General features: G+C 65.3%; 17 protein-coding genes. 10 read left to right on the top strand and 7 right to left on the bottom strand.

Translation table 11 applies throughout. The annotated features are described in order from the left end of the window. Positions 1-129 precede the first annotated feature (129 nt). Positions 130-810, top strand: coding sequence for a response regulator (locus ACCD03_RS19205; RefSeq protein ID WP_045205227.1), 681 nt, complete (start codon positions 130-132; stop codon positions 808-810). Further along, positions 788-2,239, top strand: a complete 1,452-nt coding sequence (locus ACCD03_RS19200; protein ID WP_045205226.1) for a sensor histidine kinase — start codon at positions 788-790, stop codon at positions 2,237-2,239. The genes ACCD03_RS19205 and ACCD03_RS19200 overlap by 23 nt, the downstream gene beginning before the upstream one ends. 30 nt (positions 2,240-2,269) lie before the next feature. Here the strand turns inward: ACCD03_RS19200 and ACCD03_RS19195 are convergent, their stop codons facing one another. The 3 genes from ACCD03_RS19195 to ACCD03_RS19185 form a co-directional block, all read right to left on the bottom strand. Beyond that, positions 2,270-3,931: an S-layer protein gene (locus ACCD03_RS19195; RefSeq protein ID WP_325653868.1), complete on the bottom strand. Its 1,662-nt coding sequence runs from the start codon at positions 3,929-3,931 to the stop codon at positions 2,270-2,272. A 245-nt stretch (positions 3,932-4,176) separates the two neighbouring features. Beyond that, complete coding sequence (locus ACCD03_RS19190; protein ID WP_325653870.1) at positions 4,177-4,503, bottom strand: DUF2795 domain-containing protein; 327 nt, start codon at positions 4,501-4,503, stop codon at positions 4,177-4,179. Between the two features lie 134 nt (positions 4,504-4,637). Continuing rightward, positions 4,638-5,117 carry an Rrf2 family transcriptional regulator gene (locus ACCD03_RS19185; RefSeq protein ID WP_325653872.1) on the bottom strand — a complete coding sequence of 160 codons (480 nt, stop codon included), beginning with the start codon at positions 5,115-5,117 and terminating at the stop codon, positions 4,638-4,640. 230 nt (positions 5,118-5,347) lie between these two features. Here ACCD03_RS19185 and ACCD03_RS19180 point away from each other — a divergent pair, with 230 nt between their 5' ends. The 5 genes from ACCD03_RS19180 to ACCD03_RS19160 all read left to right on the top strand — a co-directional run bounded on the left by ACCD03_RS19180 (position 5,348) and on the right by ACCD03_RS19160 (position 10,316). Next, the gene (locus ACCD03_RS19180) at positions 5,348-6,553 is read left to right on the top strand and encodes a globin domain-containing protein (protein WP_413412568.1); all 1,206 of its coding nucleotides are present in this window, start codon (positions 5,348-5,350) and stop codon (positions 6,551-6,553) included. A gap of 20 nt (positions 6,554-6,573) precedes the next feature. Further along, positions 6,574-7,788: an NnrS family protein gene (locus ACCD03_RS19175; protein WP_413412567.1), complete on the top strand. Its 1,215-nt coding sequence runs from the start codon at positions 6,574-6,576 to the stop codon at positions 7,786-7,788. A 73-nt stretch (positions 7,789-7,861) separates the two neighbouring features. Further along, positions 7,862-9,319 carry a PLP-dependent aminotransferase family protein gene (locus ACCD03_RS19170; protein ID WP_413412566.1) on the top strand — a complete coding sequence of 486 codons (1,458 nt, stop codon included), beginning with the start codon at positions 7,862-7,864 and terminating at the stop codon, positions 9,317-9,319. 79 nt (positions 9,320-9,398) lie between these two features. Next, positions 9,399-9,836, top strand: coding sequence for a carboxymuconolactone decarboxylase family protein (locus ACCD03_RS19165; protein ID WP_413412565.1), 438 nt, complete (start codon positions 9,399-9,401; stop codon positions 9,834-9,836). 48 nt (positions 9,837-9,884) lie between these two features. Next, complete coding sequence (locus ACCD03_RS19160) at positions 9,885-10,316, top strand: hypothetical protein (protein ID WP_045205217.1); 432 nt, start codon at positions 9,885-9,887, stop codon at positions 10,314-10,316. 4 nt (positions 10,317-10,320) lie between these two features. Here the strand turns inward: ACCD03_RS19160 and ACCD03_RS19155 are convergent, their stop codons facing one another. After that, positions 10,321-11,622, bottom strand: coding sequence for an MFS transporter (locus ACCD03_RS19155; protein ID WP_413412564.1), 1,302 nt, complete (start codon positions 11,620-11,622; stop codon positions 10,321-10,323). A 176-nt stretch (positions 11,623-11,798) separates the two neighbouring features. Beyond that, positions 11,799-12,683, bottom strand: a complete 885-nt coding sequence (locus ACCD03_RS19150; RefSeq protein WP_413412563.1) for a LysR family transcriptional regulator — start codon at positions 12,681-12,683, stop codon at positions 11,799-11,801. A gap of 118 nt (positions 12,684-12,801) precedes the next feature. Here ACCD03_RS19150 and argC point away from each other — a divergent pair, with 118 nt between their 5' ends. Together argC and ACCD03_RS19140 are read left to right on the top strand one after the other, a co-directional pair. After that, positions 12,802-13,734 (top strand): N-acetyl-gamma-glutamyl-phosphate reductase, encoded by a 933-nt coding sequence (gene argC, locus ACCD03_RS19145; protein ID WP_413412562.1) that lies wholly within the window; start codon positions 12,802-12,804, stop codon positions 13,732-13,734. A gap of 165 nt (positions 13,735-13,899) precedes the next feature. Then, positions 13,900-14,736: a bifunctional allantoicase/(S)-ureidoglycine aminohydrolase gene (locus ACCD03_RS19140; RefSeq protein ID WP_413412561.1), complete on the top strand. Its 837-nt coding sequence runs from the start codon at positions 13,900-13,902 to the stop codon at positions 14,734-14,736. 85 nt (positions 14,737-14,821) lie between these two features. Here the strand turns inward: ACCD03_RS19140 and tam are convergent, their stop codons facing one another. Next, positions 14,822-15,598 carry a trans-aconitate 2-methyltransferase gene (gene tam, locus ACCD03_RS19135; RefSeq protein ID WP_413412560.1) on the bottom strand — a complete coding sequence of 259 codons (777 nt, stop codon included), beginning with the start codon at positions 15,596-15,598 and terminating at the stop codon, positions 14,822-14,824. Positions 15,599-15,693: 95 nt separating this feature from the next. Here tam and ACCD03_RS19130 point away from each other — a divergent pair, with 95 nt between their 5' ends. Further along, on the top strand, positions 15,694-16,590 hold the full coding sequence (locus tag ACCD03_RS19130) for a LysR family transcriptional regulator (protein ID WP_413412559.1): 897 nt from the start codon (positions 15,694-15,696) through the stop codon (positions 16,588-16,590). Between the two features lie 57 nt (positions 16,591-16,647). On the opposite strand, the gene ACCD03_RS19125 is transcribed toward ACCD03_RS19130, so the two are convergent. After that, positions 16,648-16,956: a hypothetical protein gene (locus ACCD03_RS19125; RefSeq protein ID WP_045205343.1), complete on the bottom strand. Its 309-nt coding sequence runs from the start codon at positions 16,954-16,956 to the stop codon at positions 16,648-16,650. Positions 16,957-17,066: the final 110 nt, after the last annotated feature.

The following is a 17,066-nucleotide window of genomic DNA, read 5'->3' as shown; positions in this document are numbered from 1 at the left end:
TTTGTAGATATCAGTATCGCGCGGTCCGGATCTGGTGAATGACGCCTCCGGCGCGCGTAGGCAGCCGCCACCATTCTAGGAAGCGGCAACCCACAAATAGCTTTCATTTTTCGGACGCGCTGTTTTCGCATGAAGCTGCTCCTGATCGAAGACAACGCCCCGCTGGCGCACTGGCTCTCTGAAGCCCTGCGCCGCGCCCATTTCACCGTGGATCACGCCACCGATGGCGAATCCGCCGACACGCTGTTGCTTACGCAACACTACGATGTGGTGCTGCTCGACCTGCAATTGCCCACGTTGTCAGGGCAAGGTGTATTGCAACGTTTGCGCGGCCGGCGCAACCCGGTGCCGGTGCTGATTCTCACGGCCAGCGGCGGGATCGACGACAAGGTTGCCTGCCTGGGCGCCGGCGCCGATGACTACCTCGTCAAGCCGTTCGAGATTCGCGAGCTGATTGCGCGCATCCAGGTGCTGGTGCGGCGCAGCGCGCCTGATCAGTCCGTCGAACTGCAATGTGGCGACCTGACTTACCACACCGGCAGCCGCACCTTCAACCTTGCCGGGCAGCCGCTGGTGCTGCCAGCACGTGAGCACACCGTGCTTGAAATCCTGATGCTGAAGCTCGGGCGCACGGTGTCCAAACCGGCGCTGGTGAACGGCGTGTTCGGGATGGACGACGAAGCCAGCCCCGAGGCCATCGAGATCTACATCCACCGCCTGCGCAAGAAGCTGGAGCATTCCGCCGCCACCATCGTCACGCTGCGCGGCCTCGGTTACCTGCTGCGCGATGCCTCCACCGCGCAGTCCTGACCAAGCGCCAGCGCAGTCCGCCCCGACGCGGGCGCGCAGCCTGCGTGCGCGGCTGGTGTTGTGGCTGGCATTGCCGCTGGTCGTCTATGTGGCGGCCGATGGCTGGCTCGACTTGGCCGCCGCACGCCATAACGCCGATCTCGTGCACTTCCATGCGCTCGACACGGCCGCACAGATGATCAGCGGCCAGATCGAATGGGATGACGGCCGCCTGCGTGTGTCGGTGCCGCCGGCCGCGCTGGCCGTGTTTGCCGCGCCGGAAACACCGGTGCGCGACCAGGTGGCGTACCAAGTCAGCACCGAGCACGGGCGCCTGCTGGCCGGGCGGCTCGACTTTGGCACGCGCCCCGCATTTGACGCGGCGGGCCTGGCCGATGCCGGCACCTACACCGATACCGTGGAAGGCCAGCCCGTGCACGTGGCCGCAGTGGTGCGCACCATGTACGACGCCGGCCGCACCGAGCGCGTCGTCACGCGCGTCGCGCAAACCATGAACGGTCGTGACGCGATGATCCGCCAGCTATGGTGGCCTGGCACCGTGCGCCAGCTCGCGCTGGTGGGACTGGCGCTGGCGATGATCCTCATCGGCCTGACGCTCGAGCTGCGGCCGATCTTGCGATTGGCCGGCAATGTGTCGGCACGTGCGCCTACCGACCTTGCGCCGCTAGATCCCGCTGGCTTGCAGCACGAGCTGCAGCCGATTGCCGGGGCGTTCAACCAATATCTGCAGCGCATTGCCGACAACGCCCTCACGCAGAAGCGCTTCATTGCCGATGCTGCGCACCAGATGCGCACGCCACTGGCGATTCTCGATACGCAGATGCAGGTAGCGGCGCAAACCAACGCAGATGCTGCGCTGCACGAAGTCCTGAAGGCCGCGCGAACCAGCACACGCAACCTGGCGGATCTCATCAACGACTTGCTGCTGCTGTCTCAGGCCGAAGCATCGGCCGCGACGAGCGAGGCGGTCGACCTCTCGCAAGTGGCGCGCACCGTGTTGGAGGACCTCGCGCTGCTGGCCGATGGCCGTCGGATCGATCTGGGGATCGAGCCTGCCGAGCAGCCCGTCTGGACGTCAGGCAACCGAACGCTGATCGCCGCCCTGCTGTTCAACCTGGTCGACAACGCCGTGCGTTACACGCAGGAAGGCGGCCGCGTGACGGTGCAGGTGTCGGCGGACTACGGTTGGGCCATGCTGACCGTGACCGACAACGGCCCCGGCATTCCGCCCGAGGCGTACACACGCGTGTTCGAGCGCTTCACGCGTCTGGAAGGCACGCAGACCCAGGGCAGCGGCCTGGGTCTGGCGATCGTGCGTCAGATCGTGGATCGCATGGGCGGTCAGATTGCGCTGGCGCCCGGGCCGGGCGGCGCCGGGCTGGCGGTGACGGTTTGGCTGCGGCGAACGAGTGCGCCCGCCGCAGCGTAAGTCACCGCCCCTGCCTTACTGCTTCGGCATTTATTGCACCGACACAAACACCGGGTTCGAGTAGAACCACAGATCGTTGTAGTTGCGATCGTTGATGGCGTTGAAGCGCGCGGCGTTCTCCGTCACCACGGTCTTCTGGTCGGGCAGCGGGTTGCCGTTGCTGGTTTCGCCCGACACGTTCATGCCGAGGTTGGTGCCGCGCAGGCGGAAGTACTGATTCTTGGCCGCTGTGTAGGTGTACGTGATGCTGTTGTAGCCGTCAGCGTCGACCTTCCAGTCTGCCTTCGTGAACGTGGCGATGACCTTGGTGGAGTCATTGGTGTCCTTGGCATAGGCTGGCGTGCCCGATGCGGCCTTGCCCGTCACGTCGCCCGCAATCAGATCAACGTGGTCGACCACCGGGCGCATGTTGACCTTGAAGCCGCTGCCCAGTGGGTACTCGTAGTTGTTGTGATCGGGGCTCTTGAAGCGGATGGTGATCGTCACCTTGTCGCCGGCCTTGGCCGAGAGCGTGCCGCCCATGTCGGCTGACGCGGCCGCGGTACCCGCACTGAAGTCCAGCGCGTTGATGAGGTCGCCAAACACGCCGAACGACTTGCCCGAGCGCATGGCCGCCAGCAGCGTCTTCAGGTCGGTGCTGGTGCCCGGCAGCCAGATGTAGGTCTTGGCGTATTCGCCGGGGTAATAGCCGCTGCTGAACTGCTGCGTGGCGTCCACTTCAAAGTGGTGGTCAGAATCGGCAAAGTTCCAGACGCGGCGGCCTTCGCCGAGCAGCGCATCCCAGATGCCGCCGACCTGCGCGACCACGTAGTCGACGCCGCCGTAGGTGCGGTTCTTCAGGTTGGCGTCGATGTAGGCGCTGGTATAGCCGCCGCGGTCGGGCTCCATCTGGTTGCCGACCATGCCTTCGATGCCGAACATGACGTCGGGCGCGGTGTCGTTGAACTCGCGGAAGTCCGCCACCGTGTACTTGCCCGGGTTGCGCGACGGGTGGTTGATCAGGCCGTAGCTGGTGTTCGGGTAATTCGTCTTCAGCCACTTGAAGGCATTGACCACATCGGTATGCGTGGTGCCGGCGCGCGGGCCTTCCTGCTGCCACGCGGTCACATCGTTCGGGTCAAACAGCGATGCGGACTGCTGCGTGAAGAAGTATTCGAACTTGTTCAGGCCCTTGGCCGACGTCTGCAGCTTGTCGGTGCCATCAAAGATGCCGACGTTCAGGTGGTCGTGCGTCGGCATGTCCCATTCGGCAGCCGAGAAGATCAGCTTGCCGGCGTACTTGCCTGCCGCCTGCGCCTGCGCAATGGCCGGCATCTCGTACTTGGCGATCCCAGCGGACGCGGCAATGGAGCCGCCCGTGAGCGTGGCGCCCGTGGCGTCGCGCGGCGACGGGCGCAGGTGGTTCGATACGGCCATCCAATCGAGGCTGTTGAGGTTGAACGCGTGGTCGAGCACCGTGGACAGCGGCGTGACGGCATCGACGGACTCTGCCGTGTGCACGTGCAGATCGCCCGTCGTCCACATGCCTTGCGGCTTGGCGGGCTGTGTCGGCGTCGTGGGCGTGGTCGGTGCCGGCGAGGTGCCTGCTGTGCTCGTGGGCGCGGGGTCGTTACTGCCGCCGCACGCGTACAGGCCGAGGGTCATGCATGCCGGCACCGCAATCACGAGCAGCGTTTTCTTGGTCGAAAGCATTGTGGTTTCCTGTCGATTCGATGAGGTCGGGCAAACGCCTCCGGCCACCCATGCATGTGGGCGGCTCTTGCACGACTAAAACGTTTGCGTGGCCGAATCTTGGCGAAAAACCATGAAAATTTAGTGACGAAGCGGCACGAAAACAGGAAGCGGCGTGGCCCAAAGCGAATCGGTGGGGCACGCAAACAGCGCGCAAAGAAAACGGCCCCAAAAAGGGGCCGCGTTCATTGCGATTTGTCTCGGCGTCAGGGCGTATCGCGCAGCGTCTTGAGCGTGCTGTCGTCTGCGCCGTTGGCCTGCGCGGTCTTCATCAACTCCTGCTTCTTGGCGGGGTAAGACGCGCCCTTCAGGGCCTTTTGAATGCCGATCGGCGAATGCGTTGCGTGTTCACGCCCGCTGCCGCCCTGTGCGCCGCGCTCGTGCGACTTGGCTCCGGCACGTTCAGACGATTTGCCGGCGCTGCCGTGGCTGGCGTGTCCGCCACGCTCCTTGTCGGATGCGCCGCTGCGCTTGCTTTGGGACGTCGATTTCGAGTGCGACGCGTGCTTGCTCTTGTCGCGAGTCGGTTTCATGACACCTCCGCTGGTCGGTTGACTGGGCCGTCACCGGAAATGGCGCGGCCCGCAACCGTTTTGCAGCAGCGAACATGCCTGCGCAAATGTGCGACGAAGGCAAAAAGAAACGCGGGTCAGAAGCGGCGCGCGGGCTACGTGCGCGATGCAAGCTTGGCGCGAGGGCGCGGCATCGGCAGCGGCGCCTCTCCCAACGCCCGGCTGACCGCGTTCGGCTTGTCGACCAGATCCTCCAGCGTGTAGCCATCGAGCACTTCAAAGTACGCCCGCAACGCCGCGTGCAGCACGCCACGCAAGCCGCACACGCGCGTGATGACGCAGTGGTTGTCGTCGCCGTGGAAGCACTCGACCATGCGGAAGTCGGGCTCGGTGGCGCGCACCACATCGCCGAGGTTGATTTCGGCCGCAGGGCGGCCAAGAGTGATGCCGCCAGCGCGCCCCCGCACGGTGTGCAGGAAGCCGTCCTGCCCAAGCTGCTGGACGATCTTGATGAGGTGGTTCTTGGGAATGTCGAAGGCATCCGCAATGCGCTGGATCGTGACGAGTTCGTCCGGGTGCACGGCCACGTAGATCAGCGTGCGCAGGGCGTAGTCGGTGTAGTCGGTCAGTCGCATGGCGGGCGTGCGGGTTTGCCGCAGGTAAAAACATTCATAAGAGGAACATCTTATCGGGAAGTTGCCTACAAGATGCGCCGGTTTGCCGCAGGTCAATTTGTTGCATCACAAATATACGTTTAATAGAATCCAATGCAAGCGGTTGCCTGAGCCCCAGGCCATCCAGAACAAAGCGTGACGGCGCCCCCCGTCTTATTTGTTGCATATTTCACGCATATTTGGAGTCCAGCATGCTGTCCGACAAGTCCAAGCCCTACATCGATGCCAGCGTTCCGGTGCTGCGCGAGCACGGCTTGACCATCACCCAGACCTTCTATCGCAACATGTTCGCCAGCCACTCCGAGCTGACCAACGTGTTCAACATGGGCAACCAGGCCAATGGGTCGCAGCAGCAGTCGCTGGCTTCGGCGGTGTTTGCGTACGCCGCCAACCATGGCAACAACGCGGCGCTGGCGCCCGTGGTCAACCGCATCGTGCACAAGCATGCCGCTGTGGGCATCAAGCCGAGCCACTACCCGATCGTCGCGCGTCACCTGTTGGGTGCGATTGCCGACGTGCTGGGCGATGCCGCCACGCCCGACCTGCTTGCCGCCTGGGACGAAGCCTATTGGCTGCTCGCGGCCGAGCTGATTGCGGCGGAAGCGCGCCTGTATCAGCACACCGGCAGCGGCCCCGACCATCGTCAGCCGGTGCGTATTGTGGAGCGCCGTCAGCAGGCCGAAGACGTCGTCTCGCTCACGCTCGAAGCCGTGGGTGATGCACCGCTGGCCGATTTCCTGCCAGGTCAATACATCTCGGTGCAAGTGGAGCTGGCGCCGGGCGCGCTGCAGCAGCGTCAGTACAGCCTGTCGGACGCGCCGAATGGCCGCACCTGGCGCATCTCGGTCAAGCGCGATGCGGGTGATGCCGATCGCCCGGCGGGCACCGTGTCGAGCTGGCTGCACGCCAATGCGCGCGAAGGCGACGTGCTGCTGGTCAGCCAACCCTACGGCGACTTCGTGCCGCAACTGGCAACCGACAACCCGATCGTGCTGATGTCGGCCGGTGTTGGCATCACGCCCATGATCTCGGCACTCAACACGCTCGCGCAGCAGAACAGCGCGCGCAAGATCGTATTCAGCCACGCCAGTCGCACGGCCTCGCATGTTGCCCACGCCGACGATCTGGAGCGAGCTGCACAAGCGCTGCCTGCATTCGAGGCGCACGTATTCCTGGAGTCTGGCGAAGACGCGGAATTCGCGCAGCGCCCGGCCCAGCCCGGCCGCATGACGGTCGACACGTTCGTGCGCGACAACGGCACGGAAGCGGACTTCTATCTCTGCGGCCCGCTGCCGTTCATGCAGGCGCAGCGTGCAGCGCTGCTCGCCAGCGGCGTGCCGTCGGAGCGCATCCACCGCGAAGTGTTCGGCCCCGATCTGCTGGACGACATCCTCTGACCTGAACCACGGAAATCACCATGCCCCGCCAAGCCCCGTTGCTCACCATCGGCAAGCCCGACCCGGCAAGCCGTTTGCCTTACACGGGGCGGGCTGTTTTCGCGCTCGGCTTCCGACCCTTTTACCTGCTTGCAGCCGCCTTTGCCGCCTTGGGCATGGCGTTGTGGGCAGCGTTGCTGCTGGGCGTGCTGCCGTCGGCGCAGGGCCCTTCCACCATGGCACCGCTGTTCTGGCATGCGCACGAGATGGTGTTCGGCTTTGCGGCAGCGGTGGTGGTCGGTTTCCTTTTCACAGCGGGCAAGAACTGGACGGGCCTGCAGACGCCACAAGGCGCGCAGCTCGCCGCGCTGGCTGCGCTGTGGCTGGCTGCGCGTGTGCTGATGTGGACGGGCCCTGTTCCGCTGGCCGTGGCGGCGGATGTGGCGTTTCTGCCGGCGTGCGGCGTGGCGTTCCTGCGCGTTCTGCGGCGCGCAAAAAGCGCCCGCAACTACGGCCTGGCGATCGCGCTGCTGGTGCTCGGTGCCGTCAACGCGGCGTTCCATGCGGCGCTGGCTCTGGACGCGCCGCTGGCCGCACTGCGTTGCCTCGATGCGGCCGCTGGGCTGGTCTGCTTGTTCGTCACGGTGATTGGCGGGCGCGTCATCCCGATGTTTACGTCCAACGCCGTCCCTGGCGTGCAGGTGCGCCGCGTTGTTTGGGCCGAGCGCGCTATCGTGCCGGCGACTGCGCTCGCCGTTGCCATGTTGGCGACGCCGCTTCAAGGCATCGTTCCGGCCATCGTGTTTGCGGCGGCAGCAGTCGTGCAGGCCGTCCGCTGGGCCGGCTGGGACACGCGCCGCACGCTGCGCACGCCCATCGTCTCCATCCTGCATGTGGCGTATGCCTTCCTGCCCATCGGCTTTGCCATGTTGGCTGCCGCAGCGCTCGGTTGGGGCGACCGTTCCACCGCGCTGCATGCGCTCACGGCAGGAGCCATCGGCGGCGCCATCATCGCAATGATCACGCGCACTGCGCTGGGCCACACCGGCCGGATGCTGCGTACGGGCCGGGCCGAGAATTTCGCCTACGCCGCTGTTGCGCTGGCTGCACTCGTGCGTGTGGCCGGCCCCGCCTTGCTGCCGCGCGAGGTGTGGATCGGTGGCGCGAGCGTGCTGTGGGTGGCGGCGTTTGTGGCGTACCTGTGGCGCTACACGCCGTGGCTGATGGCGCCGCGCGCTGACGGCCGGGAAGGCTGAGCTTCACCCCTGCCCTTTCCGCCCCCGGCGGCTTCCGTAGAATGGCGCAGCCCCTTTGCACACTGCGCCCACGATGGATGTCCATTTGACGATCCACGGCCGGCACGACCTTGCCGGCCAGCTCTATCGACAACTCCGCACCGCCATCCTCGATGGTCGGCTCGTGCCGGGCGAGCGCCTGCCCTCCACGCGCGACCTCGCGCTGCAGATTGGCGTGTCGCGCAAGACCACGCTCGACGTATTCGAACGCCTCATCGCCGAGGGCTATCTACAGCCGCGCGCCGGCTCTGGCACCTTCGTGGCCGAAGCCACCGAAGGGTTGCGCGCCCGCACGCCGGCCGCCTCGCCTGCGGCGCAACTCGCCTCGCCCACGCCAGCCGTGCGCACCTTCGACACGCCCTGGAACAACATGCCGGGGGTGCTGCCCCAGCCGCGCCCGAACCTCGTCTACGACTTTGTGGGCGGCGTGACGGAGAAGCGTCTGTTTCCGTTCGACGTGTGGCGGCGTTGTGTTTCGCATGCGCTGCGCCAGCAGGCGCGCGGGCGCGGCGGCTATCAGGATCCTGCGGGCGACCAGGCGTTGCGTCTGGCCATTTCGCGCTATCTCGCATTCAGCCGTGCGGTGGTTTGCGCGTGGGCCGATATTGTCGTCACGCAGGGCGCGCAGCAGGCCATTGACCTCATCGCCCGGGTGCTCGTGCGCCCCGGGGATACGGTGGCGATCGAAGACCCGGGTTACCCGCCCGCGCGCATTGCGCTGCAGGCGCTGGGTGCCAAGGTCGTGCCGGTGCCGGTAGACGCAGAAGGCCTGGTCGTCGATGCGCTGCCGAAGCACGCCAAGCTCGTCTACGTAACGCCGTCGCACCAATTTCCGCTGGGCATGCCAATGAGCCTGGCGCGCCGCGCGCAACTGCTCGACTGGGCGCAGCGCCATGACGCGCTGATCATCGAAGACGATTACGACAGCGAATTCCGCTTCGACGGCCGTCCCATGGAATCGCTCAAGAGCCTGGACGTCGCCGGTTGCGTGGCTTACGTGGGCACGTTCTCCAAAACGATCTTTCCGGAGCTGCGCATCGGCTACGTGGTGCCGCCCGCTTCGTTGGTGGCGCCGCTGCGGCACGCCAAGCAGGTGGCCGACTGGCACAGTGAATCGCTCATGCAGGCGGCGCTCGCCAAGTTCATGCTCGACGGCGATTTCGGCAAGTATCTGCGCCGCATGCACAAGGAATACGCTGCACGACGCAATGCGCTGCTGCGGCATCTGCGTGGCCCGCTGGCACCTTGGCTGGCGCCCGTGCCGTCGGCGGCGGGCATTCACATGGCAGCGCAGTTGCAAGCGCCGTTGGCAGAAGCCGAGTTGGTCAAGCTGGCGGAGAGCGTGGGCGTCGGGCTATACGGCACGGCCAGGATGCATGTGGCGCGGCCGCCGCAGCCCGGATTGCTGATCGGCTACGGCCATGTAAACGTTGCGGAGATCGACGCGGGCCTTGGCAAGCTGGCGGAAGTGCTAGTCAGAGTGGCTACCTGATATTCGCTGGGATTGGCGATTTCAAGGTGCCACTACGACACCTAGACTGGCTCCAGTTTTCAAGCACAGGAGCCATCTCATGGAACCCCGCCTCGACTTCTACCAAAGCAATCCCGCCGCCATCCAGGCCGTCATGGGCCTGGAAAAAGCGCTGGGCAAAAGCACGCTGGAAAAACCGCTGACTGAACTCGTGCGCCTGCGGGCCTCGCAAATCAACGGCTGCGCCTACTGCGTCGACCTGCACACCGCCGATGCCCGCAAGGGCGGCGAAGACGATCGCCGCCTGGCCACCGTGTCCGTCTGGCATGAAACGCCGTTCTTCACCGACCGCGAACGCGCCGCGCTGGCGTGGACAGAAGCCGTCACCCTCGTCGCACAAACGCGCGTGCCCGATGAGGTCTGGCAGGCCGTGCGCGCGCTGTTCTCCGATGCCGAGCTGGTCGACCTCACGCTGCTGGTGAGCACCATCAACACGTGGAACCGCCTGGCCATCAGCTTTCGCAAGCTGCCCGCCTGAGCGCCGCATATACTGCCTCGCACGGCGCGCGCCGCACACGGAGGCCACATGCTGCACAACGTCCGCACCTTAAGCGTGAATGTCGAGCGTCACTTCGATGACGTGGCCATGTTCCTGGCCGAGCCGCTGAACTTTCCGATCTGGGCGACCGGTCTGTCGGAAGGGCTCGCGCCCGGCACGCAGGGTTCGGGCGCGGCCCCCGACGAGTGGATTGCGAAAGCCGCACCCAACAGCGACGAAGGCAGCGTGTTCATCCGCTTCAGCCCGCCCAACGAGTTTGGCATTGCCGATCACTGGGTCCGCCTGCCGGACGGGTCAATCGTCTACGTGCCGCTGCGCGTGGTGCGCAACGGCGCGGGCACGACCGTCTCGCTCACGCTGTTTCAGCAACCGAACATGGACGACGCACAGTTCGACGCCGATGCCGAATGGGTGCAGCGTGACCTGGTGAAGCTGAAGATGGTGCTGGAAGCCGAGTAACCGCTCAGGCCTTCTCCGCCTGCGGGGCTTGCGGCGCCGTTTGCGGACCGGACGCTCCGGCGGATGCCGGAGAGGCAGCCAGCGACGGGTCGCCATGCGCATCCGATCCCTTCACCTGGCTCACCCAGAACACGCAGAACAACCCCGCCGCCACTGCCAGCCAGCCGTTGAGGCCATAGCCTTCGATGCGGCCACCCGCGCCGCCGGACAGCAGCAGCCCGCCGACCCACGCACCTACGCCGGTACCCACCGACATCACTGCGCTGTTGGCCGACAGGAACGCGCCGCGCACCTGCGGGGCGGGCACCGTCGTCATCAGCGCTTGCATCGGCACCATGCGGCTGGAGAGGATCACCATGAAGAACGGGAAGAACAGCAGCATGCCGATGAAGGGCCAGTCAGGCAGATGCGTCATCACCAGCACCGGGATGAACGCCAGCAGTGCGGCGCCCACGAACACGCGGCGGCGGCCGTAACGGTCGGCCAGCTTACCCACGGCGCGCGAGCTGAAGAACGACGCCGCGCCGCCGGCCACATACAGCCATGACAGGTTTTCGGGCGACACGCCGTGGTTGGCCACCAGCACCGGCGAGATGAACGGAATCACCATCATGTGCGAGCCCATCATCACGAAGGTCAGCACAAAGGCCCGCAGGTGGCGCGGGTTGGTGAGCAATTGCCACAGGCCGGAGAGGATCTCGCCCAACGTCTGGCTGCGCTTGCCTGCCAGATGTTCGGCCAGCGGCGGTATGGTCTGCCGTGCGCCCAGCCAGATCAGTACCGTAAGCGCCGTCAGCAGGAAGAACGGCGCCGACCAGCCGAAGTGTGCGCCAATGGCAATGCCCACCGGCACGCCCGCCATGGCTGCCAGCGCAAACGACGACATCACTACACCAGTGGCGGCACCGCGCCGTGCGGGCGGCACCACGTCTGACAGCACGGCCATGATGATCGACCCAAGCACGCCGCCCGTGACGCCCGCAAATGCGCGGGCAAACAGCAGCATGCCGTAGCTGCCCGACAGCGCGCAGGCCAGGTTGGCCAACGTGAAGAGGCCGTAGACGGTCAGCAGCAGGCGGCGCCGGTCAAAGCGGTCGACATAGGTGGCGGCCAGCAGGCCGGAAGCACCCGAGCACAGCGAATACACCGACACGGCCGTGGCGAACGCCGCCGGACCGATGCCAAACGTATGCATGATCTGCGGACCAAGCGGCATCATCACCATGAAATCCATGATGACGGTGAACTGCGTGAGCGCGAGCAGCCAGAGCAACCGGCGCTCGCGCGAGGAATCAAGTAAAGGCATGAGGGCGAGCGAAGAAAGGGAGGAGGCGGCGCGCGCAGGCTGGAGCCGGATTCGGCCGGCTGGCACGCCGTGTTGTGTCATAAAACATATCTTAAGATAGTTGCCGCGACACAAGAAGTCAAACTTTATTCAAGCGGGATTCTCCGCCTCGTCACGGTTTCGAGGCGAGCAATGGGCTATTTCGCCCGGAGCATCCAAAGCACGTCGAGCACATGCTGGGTCGATCGCTCTACGTGACCGGCCCGGTGCGCGATGCCAAGCTCTCGCCACAAGGCGGGCCGGAGCGGCCGCATGGTGATACGTGCATCCGACAGCGCGGCCGAGGCCTCGTGCGGCAGCAGCGTTGCGCCATAACCGGCGGCGACCAAGCTCTTGATAGCGTCGTTGTAGTTGAGCTGGATGCGCGGCACGGGGTGATGACCAGCCGCCGCGAACCATTCTGTCGTCTGGCGCGAGAGTCGTGTGGTGGCGTCGTTCAGGATCAGCGGTTGTGCAGACAGCCACGCGGGCGTGATGCGTTCCGGGCTCGGCCAGTGCGCCGGCAGGAACGCCATGACTGGGTCGCGCCGCCACGGTTTGATGGCGAGGCCGGCCACCTGCGATTGCGGCAGCGCCACCAGGCCAATATCCAAGGCCCCATCGGCGAGCCCCACCAGCGTTTCCTGCGAGGTGAGCACCGCCACCTGCACGTCGATGCCGGGGTGGTCTTGCCGCAGCGCCTCCAGTGCCTGTGGCAACAGATGTGCGATGGCGCCCGTGGAAGCGCCCAGCCGCACGCGCCCGCTCAGGCCCAGCACCTGCCGCTGGATGTCGTCCAGCGCCTGTTCGGCATCGGCGAGCAGCTTGCGCGCGCGTTCCACCATCACCTCGCCAATGGCGGTGGGCTGCACCTGCCCGCGTTTGCGTGAGAGGAGTTGCGCGCCTACGCGATCTTCCAGCTCGGCGATGTGCAGGCTCACGGTGGGCGCTGCCAGATGCAGTGCCCGCGCCGCGTCGGCAAACGATCCGCGGTCGGCCACTTCCACGAGTGTGCGCAGGCGGTCCAGGCTGATTTCTCGCATGATTCAGAAAAGCTGAATGTGACGGTTGGGAAATTCAACTTTTCATATTCTAGGTCGCGCTCGAAGATGGGGGGGCGCATTCACCGCCCTCTTCTTTCTTCTATTGGAGCGCCCCGCCATGTCCACTCCCCTCGTCTTCATTGATGGCGACCAAGGCACCACTGGTCTGCAGATTCACGAGCGCCTGCGTGGCCGTGTGGAGCGGCAGGACCTGAAACTGCTCACGCTTCCCGCAGAGGCCCGCAAAGATGCGCAACGCCGGGCCGAGGCCATCAACGCCTGCGATATCGCCATCCTGTGCCTGCCCGATGCGGCTGCGCGCGAGGCGGTGGCGGCCGTCGTCAACCCGAGCGTGCGCGTGATCGACGCCAGCTCCGCGCATCGCACCACGCCGGGCTGGGTGTACGGCTTTCCGGAGATCAGCGAAGGGCAAGCCCAACGTGTTGCCACAGCGTCGCGCGTGACCAATCCCGGCTGCTACCCGACCGGCGCGATCGGGCTGCTGCGCCCGCTCGTGCAGGCGGGCCTCGTGCCGGCGGATTACCCGATCAGCATTCATGCCGTGTCCGGCTATTCGGGTGGTGGCCGGGCGGCGGTGGAAACCTACGAGGGGCCGGATGCAGCAAATGCCTTGCCGTTCCAGGTGTACGGGCTGGGTTTGGCGCACAAGCACACGCCGGAGATCCAGCTGCACGCGGGGCTCACGCAGCGGCCGATGTTCGTCCCGGCCTACGGTGCATATCGCCAGGGCATCGTGCTGACGGTGCCGCTGGAACTGCGCCTGCTCAACGCTGGCATTGATGCGGCCGCGCTGCACGCGTGTCTGGCCGACCATTACGCCGGCGCGCAGCATGTGGACGTGATGCCGCTGCAGGTGTCGTCCGCCTTGCCGCATCTGGACCCCCAGGCGCTCAACGGCACCAACGACATGCGCCTGGGTGTGTTCGCCAACCAGCACGATCAAGTCTTGCTCACGGCGGTGTTCGACAACCTTGGCAAGGGCGCCTCAGGCGCGGCGGTACAAAACCTGGACCTGATGCTGGCGCACTGATTTGCGCATGGCAGGTCCGGCGGGTAGTGGCAAATCGAATGGAAGTCATCGCCACATTTAATTGGTCGATTGTGAGCGACTTCGCTATCGTCAACGCCGCTCGTGTACGAACTGCCCGATGCTGTTTGTGCCCGGGGCCGGACCAACCCATTGCCTGAATGCAATATGTCTAAGACCACGTATTACGCGCCGCATGGCGGCCATCCGCCGCAGACGGATCTGCTGACCGATCGCGCGATGTTCACCGAGGCGTACGCGGTGATCCCCAAGGGGGTGATGCGCGACATCGTCACGAGCTGGCTGCCGTTCTGGACCAACACGCGCCTGTGGGTGATCGCCCGCCCACTCTCGGGTTTTGCCGAGACCTTCTCGCAGTACATCGTCGAAGTGAACCCGGGCGGCGGCAGCGACAAGCCCGAGCAGGACAAGAACGCCGAAGCCGTGCTGTTCATCGTTGAAGGCGAGGCCGAGCTGACGCTGCAGGGCACGAAGCACACGCTCACGCCGGGCGGCTACGCGTTCATTCCGCCGGGCGCCGACTGGACGCTGCACAACGTCAGCGATGCCGCGGTGCGCTTCCACTGGATCCGCAAGCATTACCAGGTCGTCGATGGCATTCCGCTGCCGGAAGCCTTCGTCACCAATGAACAGGACGTCGAGCCGATCCCGATGCCGGGCACCAACGGCGCGTGGGTGACGACGCGCTTTGTCGACATGAGCGACATGCGCCACGACATGCACGTAAACATCGTGACGTTTGAGCCGGGCGGCGTGATTCCGTTTGCCGAAACCCACGTGATGGAACACGGCCTGTATGTGCTCGAAGGCAAGGCTGTCTATCGCCTGAACCAGGACTGGGTCGAGGTGGAAGCCGGTGATTTCATGTGGCTGCGCGCGTTCTGCCCGCAAGCCTGTTATTCGGGTGGCCCCGGCCGCTTCCGTTATCTGCTGTACAAGGATGTGAACCGTCACATGAACCTGACCCTGAGCCCGTCGCGTTAAGCGAACCAGAGGTCGGACAAAAAAGCCCGCTGGCGGTACCGGCGGGCTTTTTTCATGACTGGTGTTTCCGGTTTTGGGGTTCCCCCTATTTGCGGGTGGCGACGATGAACAGCCGCGGGAACGGCAGCAGCACCGTGTCATCCTCGAACGCCGGATAGGCCTGGGCGATCGCATCGCGATAGCGCGATAGGAACGCGGGGCGATCGTCCTCGCTCAACGCTGCCAGGAACGGCCGCAACGCGCTGCCCTTGAACCATTCCACCACCGCGTCCGCGCCGCCTTGCAGCGGGTGCATGTACGTGGTGCGCCACACGTCGACGCGCGAGCACAACGGCGCGAGCAGCGCGTAATAGCAGCGCGCATCGAAGCGCTCCGTGCGCTCCACACCCTTGAGCTTGCCGGCCCACGGTCCCGCAGCGGCCACTTCGCGCATCAGGCGGTGCGCCGGTTCATCGAGGTTGTCCGGCATCTGCACGGCCAGGTGGCCACCCGCAGCAAGCTTGCCCACGAGCTTCGGAAACAGCGTTTCATGCGCTGGCAGCCATTGCAGCACCGCATTGGCGAGGATCAAGTCGTACGCGCCGGGCTCATCCCACGCAGCAATGTCGGCGACATCGAAGCGTACCTCGGGCAGGCGCTTGCGTGCGGCCTGAATCATGTCGGCCGAGGCGTCGGTGCCGCGAACGGCTGCGGCGGGCGCACGCGCCATCAGCGCTTCCGTCGAATTGCCCGGCCCGCAGCCAATGTCGATGGCGATATGGATGGGCGTAGGCGGCACAGCGGCCAGCAGGTCCCGGACGGGTCGCGTGCGCTCGTCTTCAAATTGCACGTACTGCTTTGCGTACCAATCGTGTGTCGTCACGACGCGCTCCTTTGTTGTTTGCCGATGCGCGGAGTGTCGGGCTTCCTGATCGATCAGTAAAATGAATTCAATTTCCGGATTGATTCACTACGCTGATGAAAATCGATACGCTGGGCGTGCAGGCATTCGTGGCGATTGCGGAGTGCGGCAGCTTTACGCAAGCCGCTGAAACGCTGCACGTGACGCAGACTGCGATCACGCAGCGCCTGCGCAAGTTGGAGGCGTTTCTGGGCGTCGCGCTGGTGGAGCGCACCACGCGCCGGACCGAGCTGACGGAAATCGGTGAACGCTTTCTGCCGCAGGCGCGGCGTCTGCTCAACGAGCTGTCCGATGCGCTCACGGAGATTCGCGAGACCGGACTGAGCCAGCGCGGCGACATCACGATCGCGTGCGTGCCGACCGTGGGCGTGCAATATCTGCCGCGCATCTTGCGCGCGTTCTCCGAGCACCGCCCGCACGATCGCGTGAAGATTCTCGACCATGCATCGGCGTCTGTGCTGCAAGCGGTGCTGCGTCGTGAGGCCGAGTTCGGCATCAGCATTGCGGGCGACCAGCATCCAGAGTTGGTGAGCGTGCCGCTGACGAGCGATCCGTATGTCCTTGTCTGCCGAGACGATCATCCGTTGGCCAAGCGCCGCCGCATCCGATGGCAAGCCTTGCAGCGCTACCCGCTCATCTTTGCCGGCGAGGTCAGCGGCAACCGCAGCCTGCTCGACGGCGCGCTCAAGGCGAGCGGCGTGACGCTGCATTCGTTCTACGAAGTGCAGCGCAGTTCAACAGCGCTCGGGCTGGTGGCGCAAGGGCTGGGCGCGGCGGTGGTGCCGCGGCTCGCGATTCAGAAGAATGCGTATCCGATGATCCGCACGGTGGAACTGGTCGAGCCGGAAGTGTCGCGCACGCTGGTGCTCGTTACGCGCAAGGCGGCGCAACTGTCGCCTGCGGCGCGTGCGCTATATGACCGGATCGTCGAGGGGGCAACGCCCTCAACGTGATGCCGGCGCAGAAGGGGCCGTGTTTCTTAGCGGCCCTCTCATGCCATGCGCAGCCATTCACGCGCGTGCGCCGTCCGTGCCGCCGGGGTAGCTCGTATCGCCGCGCCATGCGAGCACATCATGTGCGCTGGCTTGCCGATCCGCGCCTTGCGCATACGGATCGAAGCGATCGTACTTCCACGACAGATAGCCGTAAGTATCAGCCTGCCGGTCTGCACCTTGCGTGAACGGGTCCGTCTTGTCGACGGCGCCTTGTGTGTACGGATCGTACTTGGCCTGCGCGGCCGAGGCCGGCTGCGCGATGAACAGTGCGGCAGAAGCGGAAAGCGTGGCAAGCAAGGCCAGGGAAATGCGGCGGGTGTGCATGATGAACTCCTCGAGCGGTGAACGTGCCGCCGGAGGCGGCAACCCAATCGGATCGCTGGCGGAGCGTGGCCGCCTGGATCCCACAGGTTGGTCGCGGTGCGCATGCAAAC

The sequence above is a fragment of the Ralstonia sp. Ralssp135 genome (assembly GCF_047304345.1).
GTDB lineage: Bacteria > Pseudomonadota > Gammaproteobacteria > Burkholderiales > Burkholderiaceae > Ralstonia > Ralstonia chuxiongensis.
The sequence above is the reverse complement of the archived record's forward strand: the minus strand, read 5'-3'. Positions and strand labels throughout refer to the sequence as shown.